Origin of the sequence: Dietzia sp. DQ11-38-2 (assembly GCF_014145055.1) — a bacterium.
GTDB lineage: Bacteria > Actinomycetota > Actinomycetes > Mycobacteriales > Mycobacteriaceae > Dietzia.
On the sequence record NZ_JAALDW010000162.1, the window covers coordinates 1 to 6,132 of the forward strand.

At 71.3% G+C, this 6,132-nt stretch carries 6 protein-coding genes and 1 pseudogene; 3 read left to right on the plus strand and 4 right to left on the minus strand.

Features of this window, described 5'->3' with window-relative positions; translation table 11 throughout:
• Positions 1 to 436, minus strand: a pseudogene (locus tag G6026_RS06300) (hypothetical protein); the annotation flags it as partial.
• 128 nt (positions 437 to 564) lie between these two features.
• Between G6026_RS06300 and G6026_RS06305 the strand changes: the two are divergent.
• Together G6026_RS06305 and G6026_RS06310 are read left to right on the plus strand one after the other, a co-directional pair.
• Entirely contained in the window at positions 565 to 963 is a 399-nt protein-coding gene (locus G6026_RS06305) for a PH domain-containing protein (RefSeq protein ID WP_228548955.1), read from the plus strand.
• Entirely contained in the window at positions 960 to 2,420 is a 1,461-nt protein-coding gene (locus G6026_RS06310) for a PH domain-containing protein (RefSeq protein WP_182612604.1), read from the plus strand. Before G6026_RS06305 ends, G6026_RS06310 begins: the two co-directional genes overlap by 4 nt.
• A 114-nt stretch (positions 2,421 to 2,534) precedes the next feature.
• On the opposite strand, the gene G6026_RS06315 is transcribed toward G6026_RS06310, so the two are convergent.
• From G6026_RS06315 to G6026_RS06325, 3 genes are read right to left on the minus strand one after another with little or no spacing between them, the layout of a single operon-like run.
• Positions 2,535 to 3,254, minus strand: coding sequence for an MOSC domain-containing protein (locus tag G6026_RS06315; RefSeq protein ID WP_182612607.1), 720 nt, complete (start codon positions 3,252 to 3,254; stop codon positions 2,535 to 2,537).
• On the minus strand, positions 3,254 to 4,021 hold the full coding sequence (locus G6026_RS06320; RefSeq protein WP_182612609.1) for an isoprenyl transferase: 768 nt from the start codon (positions 4,019 to 4,021) through the stop codon (positions 3,254 to 3,256). The genes G6026_RS06315 and G6026_RS06320 overlap by 1 nt, the downstream gene beginning before the upstream one ends.
• A gap of 59 nt (positions 4,022 to 4,080) precedes the next feature.
• A complete protein-coding gene (locus G6026_RS06325; protein WP_182612611.1) occupies positions 4,081 to 5,154 on the minus strand; it encodes a 3-deoxy-7-phosphoheptulonate synthase in 1,074 nt (357 codons plus the stop codon).
• 302 nt (positions 5,155 to 5,456) lie between these two features.
• On the opposite strand from G6026_RS06325, the gene G6026_RS06330 reads away from it, so the two are divergent.
• Complete coding sequence (locus G6026_RS06330; protein ID WP_107756848.1) at positions 5,457 to 5,855, plus strand: DUF2784 domain-containing protein; 399 nt, start codon at positions 5,457 to 5,459, stop codon at positions 5,853 to 5,855.
• Positions 5,856 to 6,132: the final 277 nt, after the last annotated feature.

Sequence of the window (6,132 nt, forward strand, 5' to 3'; positions counted from 1 at the left end):
TCCCGCCGACGGCCCGGTGCGGCCACTCCACGGGATCGGTGATCTCCACGTGCAGGCGGGCCCCCTCGCCCATGTCCGCCGTCACGCCGTCCGGCCGGTACTCGAACAGGTCGCCGGAGCGCGCGCCCAGGCGGTCGGGGGCGGCCCACCCCTCGGGTGCGGCCGCCAGGCGGAGGGACGACGACGTCGCGCCGTCACCCGGCCGGGGCTCCCCGGTCGCGCCGGACCGGGGTGGCACCTCGTCGGATGCCAGTCCGAGAGTCGCCCAGTGCCCGTCCGGCCCCCGGTTGATCCCGATGAGCGCGATCAGGGCGCGGCCTCGGTCGCGGTCGGTCACGCGGAGGAAGTATCCCTCCATCGCCACTCCGTGTGCGCGGAGCGGGTCGCCGAAGGGCAGGTCAGCGCCGGTTGCCCGGTAGCGTCGGAGAAGACTCATGTCGGCCAGCGTTTCACAGGGGCCCTATGTTGGACACCGTGAACTCGTCAGCGATCGGACTCAGACCGCCACGACACCGAGTCGACCCCCGGTGTCGTCGCTGGTGGACCGCCCAGGTCGGACTGTGGATGGCCGGGCCGCTCGTGGTGGCCGTCATCCTCGGACTGGTCCTGTCTCCGTGGGTCCTCCTCGCGGCTGCGGGCTGGGCGGTCGCGATGGCCGTGGCGCTGGTCGCGGTGCCGAGGGTGCGTTGGGCGATCCATCGATGGGAGGCCACGGACACGGCCGTCTACAGCCGTAGTGGCCTCTTCTGGGAGGAGTGGCGGGCCGCGCCGCTGTCGCGTGTGCAGACCGTCGACAAGACCCGCGGACCCCTGCAACGACAGTTCGGGTTGGCCACCGTCGTGGTCACCACCGCCTCCTCGTCGGGAGCGGTCCGCATCAGTGCGCTGGACGCCGCGCAGGCCGAGGAGATGGCTGACAGGTTGACGCTGCTGGCGCAGGACGACCAGCGGGACGCCACATGACCGCACCGGAGTGGCGTCGCCTCGACCGTCGGACCGTCGCCGCCAGCACCATCGTGGCCGCGGGGGCCCTGGCCGTCACCGCGGTTCCCGCCGGTTCCGCGCTCCTGCTCGCCGGGGTGGGCCCGGCATGGGTGGTGCTGTGGACCATCGGCGGCATGATCCTCGGCGCAGCGGCCACCGCGGTCATCGAGACCGCCCGGCTCGCCGTGACCAGCTATCGCGTGGACGCGCACCGGATCGAACGCCGCGTCCGATTCCTCTCCACCTCCACCACCAGCCTGTCGACCGGTCGGGTGCGAAACGTGGAGATCTCGGCGGACCTGGTGCAACGCCGGATGGGTATCGCGACGGTGCGACTGGCCAGTGGCGAGACCGACGGGTCCAGACTCATCCTCGGCGCACTGGACCGCGAGGTCGCCGAGGAGTTGCGACGTCGGCTTCTCGCCGAGCGCGCCGCCACCGACACCACCGAGCTCGTGCGCCTGGACCCGGTGTGGGTCCGCTACGCGCCCGCGAGCGTCATGACTCCCCTGTTCGGCCTCCTGGGCATCGGTGTGGTGTTCCAGGTCGCTGACTGGTTCAGGGCCGTGCCCGAGATGCTCGACTGGATCTGGTCCCGGATCGGCGACCTGCCGATCCCGGTGATCGCCGCCGGGGTGGTGCTTCTCGCCTTGGTGGTGGGCACCGTCGCATCGGTGGCCCTTTTCGTGGAGAACTGGTGGAACCTGCGACTCGAGCGCCATGAGGACGGTTCGCTCGAGCTGCGGCGGGGACTGCTCGTGGGCCGGCACACCTCCTTCGACGGCCGCCGCATACGCGGGGTCACGCTCCACGAACCCCCGGGGTTCAGAGTTCTCGGAGCTGCTCGGCTCGACGTGATCGCGTCGGGGGTAGGCACCGGGAAGGACGACGAGGGGAAGAAGAAGCAGAGTCCGGCGTTGGTTCCCCCCTCGCCACGGGCGGTGTCCGCCGGTGTGGCCGGGACGATTCTCGGTGAGCCGGTGCCCACCGCGCTCCTGGCCCACCCGTCCGCCGCACGTCGACGGAGGCTCGTCCGGGCGGGCGCGGTCGTCGTCGCGATCACGGGGGTGTCGCTCGTCCCTGCGGTGCTCTGGCCGTGGCTCTGGTGGGTCCCGCTGGTCTCGCTCGGACTGTCCGCCGCCGTCGCGATCTGGGCCGCGTTCGACAACGCCCGAGGCCTCGGGCACGCCCTCACCGACGGGGTGGTGGCGCTACGCAAAGGCTCACTGACACGGCGGACCGACATTCTCGATCGGAACGGCATCCTGGGCTGGAACATCCGGCGCTCGCCTCTGCAACGCCGCGCCGGTCTGGCCACGCTCGTCGCCACCACGGCCGGCGGTAGCGGGGCATTCCGGTTACCGGACGTGGGCCGCGAGCAGGCGCCCGCGCTGTGGCGCACCGCCGGGCCGGTGTGGGACCACCTCGCCGAGTGAGCACCGCCGAACCATCACCGCCGAGTGGTCGCAAACGACGCGAAACGCCCCGGGCGAACTGGGAGAACGTGAGCGAAATCGACCGCGCGATGAGGGCAGCGGACGGAGCCCGGCTCAGTCGGCGTCCGTGTCGGCGGGCCGGACGTCCGTCGCGGGGTCGAGCTTGCGCACCAGACTGGGCGCGAGGTCGGCCAGCGCGTACTCGTCGAGAAGGCGGCGGGCCTCGTCGTCGTCGACCCCCTCGAACACCCTCCCGATGGTCACACCGTGCGTGGGCACCGACACCAGCCGGATCTCGTCGCCCGCCTCGACAGGACCCGGGCGCAGGACGCGGGCGTAGGCGCCCGGCCTACCCGCCTCGGTGAACCGGCGCACCCACCTGGGCTTGCCGACGCGGTCGCCGAACGTCTGGCACGGGATGCGTGGCGTGGTGATCTCGAGGCGCAACGGACCGCGACGACCGCTGCCCGCGCCCACCTCGAGCACCGTACCGATCTGGAGCTGCGAGGTGTCCACGCCGGTCACGCGGAGGTTCTCGCCGAAGAACCCGGGCGGGATCGGCCCGCCGAACTCGGGCTCCCAGGGCGCGACATCGGAGTCGGAGAGCAGGTAGACGGCCTTCCATACTCCGCCGTGGTGTTCGCGATCGGCCTGCACGTCGCCGTGGAGGCCGTACTCGCGGACCTGCACAGGGCCGTCGACCGGCCGCTTGTCGATCGCCGTCACCCCGACGCGGCCCGGCACGGTGAGGAGCTGGTCCACCACGCAGACGGAGCGAACGGTGAACGACTCCGGGACGGCCACCCCGGACTCGGGAGCGTTCGCGGCCGGCATCAGTGCCCGAACCTGCGGTTGCGGGCGCCGTAGTCGCGCAGGGCACGGAGGAAGTCCACGCGGCGGAACGCGGGCCAGTACGCCTCGGTGAACCAGATCTCCGAGTACGCGCTCTGCCAGAGCAGGAACCCCGACAGTCGCTGCTCGCCGGAGGTCCGGATCACCAGGTCGGGATCGGGTTGACCGGATGTGTAGAGGTGCTCCCCGATGGCCTCGACGGTGATGCCGTCGACCAGGTCCTGCCCGGTCCGACCGTCCTCGATCAGCTGTGCGACGAGCTCGCGGGCCGCGTCGGCGATCTCCTGCCGGCCGCCGTAGCCCACGGCGACGTTCACCTTGACCCCCCGGCGCCCGGTGCTCGCGCGCTCGGCGTGCCGCAGCCGCTCGGCCAGCCAGTCGGGCAACACTTCGAGCCGGCCGACTATGCGGACATCCCAGTTCTTGTCCGGGCCCGTGATCTCGTCCACCACGTCGGCGATGATCTGCAGCAGCTCGTCGAGCTCATCGGCATCACGACCGAGGTTCTCGGTGCTGAGGAGGTAGATGGTGGCGACGTCCACGCCCAGCTCGTCACACCAGCCGAGCATCTCGGCGATCTTGACCGCCCCGGCCCGGTGACCGTGCGCGACGTCCGCGAACCCCGCCTCTTTGGCCCAGCGGCGGTTGCCGTCGGCCATCACGGCGATATGACGTGGGAGCCGGGCACCCTCGAGTGACGACCGGAGTCGCGACTCGTACAGCGAGTACAACGGGGAGGAGGCGTCCACCCGGAAGAGGTTACCGCGCGACGCCCCCTCCACAGGGGTCCCCCTGACCCGTGGGGGTTCTAGCCGCGTCGGCCGGCGCGCACCCCCGCGGCGAGCGCGCGCACTGCGTCCTCGGTGGTGTCCCAGCCGATGCAGGCGTCGGTGACGGACTTGCCGTAGACGAGGTCGGCGGCGTCGACGGACTGGGACCCGGCTTCGAGGAAGCTCTCGATCATCAGGCCGGAGATGCCCTGCTCCCCCGCCCCGATGCGCTCGGCGAGCTCGGCCACCACCTCGGCCTGGCGCTCGTGGGACTTGCCCGAGTTGGCGTGGCTCGCGTCGACCATCACCAGGCCGGGAAGTCCCACCTTGGCGACCGAGGCCACCGCGGAGGCCACCGACTCGGCGTCGTGGTTCGGACCGCGGGTCCCACCGCGCAGGATCACGTGGCAGTCGGTGTTGCCGGCCGTCTCCACCACGGCTGCCCGACCCTCGGCGTCGGTGCCGAAGAACACGTGGCGCGATGCCGAGGACCGGCATCCGTCCACCGCGACCTGTACCTCGCCGTCGGTGCCGTTCTTGAACCCCACCGGCATGGACAGACCGGAGACCAACTGGCGATGCACCTGGCTCTCGGTCGTCCGCGCCCCGATGGCGCCCCAGGAGACGGCGTCGGCGATGTACTGCGGGCTGGTCGGTTCCAGGAACTCGCAACCGACGGGAAGTCCAAGGTCCAGCACGTCCAACAGGAGCCTGCGGGCGGTGCGCAGACCGCGCGGGATGTCGTAGCTGCCGTCGAGTGCGGGGTCGTTGATCAGGCCCTTCCACCCGACCGTCGTGCGCGGCTTCTCGAAGTAGACGCGCATGACGATCAGCAGGTCCTCCGAGACCTCCCGGGCGAGGGTCGCCAGGCGCTCCGCGTAGTCGAGTGCGGCGTCCGGGTCGTGGACGGAACAGGGACCCACCACCACGAGCAGGCGGTCGTCACGCCCGGCGAGGATGTCGACGATCTCACCGCGGCTGCGGTCGACCAGTGCCTCGCGGGCCTCCCCCAGCGGGAGTTCTCCGAGGATCTCGGTCGGCGTCGGCAACGGGGAGTACGACAGGACGCGTCGGTCGGCGGTCTGGGTGGGGTTCTCGGCGGTGATGGTCACGGCGGTGCGCTCCTGATGCGGTGGTGGTGGCGGGCCGGGTGCCGTGATCCTGGTCGGTGCCCTGTGTCGCACCCGGATCCGCCGTGGGAAATGGCGGGAGGCGGCGACCATGGTGGTCACCGCCTCTGGGCTCCGGGTGTCGGGACGTCCGGTTAGCGGACGTGTGCGCTCGCGGCGCGGGCTCCACCCGGAGCCCACATAAAGCGCCAATATGCGCGAGCGATCGACATGCGGGACACCGTAGCAGAGGCCGCGGGAATCAGGCCACTCGCGTCCCGCGCTCCGGCTGGCACCCTGGACTCATGGGTTACCGACTCGTCGCCGACACCGCGATGATCCTCCACGCAGCTTTCCTCGTGTACATGGTGGTGGGCGGCTTCCTCGCGTGGCGATGGCGGTGGACGTTCTGGCCCCACCTGGCGACGGCGGCGTACGGACTGGGGATCGCGACGGTGGGGTGGGTCTGTCCGCTCACCCACGTCGAGAACTGGGGACGCGCCCGCGCGGGCGAGGAGACGCTGCCCTCCTCAGGGTTCATCGACCACTACCTCACCGACGTCATCTACCCCGCGGAGCATCTGTGGACGGCCCACGTCGCCGTCGCGACCGCCGTGCTCGTCTCGTGGGCGGGTCTGGCGTACCTGCAGTGGCGAGCGCGGGCACGGTCTGACAGCCCCGCGTCCGAGGTGCGCCAGACCTGAGGGAGACCGGACCGGCCGACCAGTATTCGAATGCTTGTGCGATCCCACCGGCCACGGTAGAGTCGCACGTAGGTTCGATCAGCGACTGGGGGTGTGGTGGTAGTGGTTCCGATGGTGACGACGACGAGCTCGGCGGCGTTCGGGGCGCTGCGCGCCGTGCCGGAGGCTCTGGACACGTTGGGCGCCGAGGCGCTCAGTGAGGTGGCGCGGTCGGCGACGCTGGCGCAGAACCTCGCGGCGGCGACCCGGTTGCGGGCCGCCCATCACCTCGTCGAGG

Bases quoted from the DNA above. Each gene is read 5' to 3' on its own strand.
- G6026_RS06330 (WP_107756848.1), top strand. From the start codon at position 5,457: ATGGGTTACCGACTCGTCGCCGACACCGCGATGATCCTCCACGCAGCT.
- G6026_RS06310 (WP_182612604.1), top strand. From the start codon at position 960: ATGACCGCACCGGAGTGGCGTCGCCTCGACCGTCGGACCGTCGCCGCC.
- G6026_RS06305 (WP_228548955.1), top strand. From the start codon at position 565: ATGGCCGGGCCGCTCGTGGTGGCCGTCATCCTCGGACTGGTCCTGTCT.
- G6026_RS06315 (WP_182612607.1), bottom strand. From the start codon at position 3,254: ATGCCGGCCGCGAACGCTCCCGAGTCCGGGGTGGCCGTCCCGGAGTCG.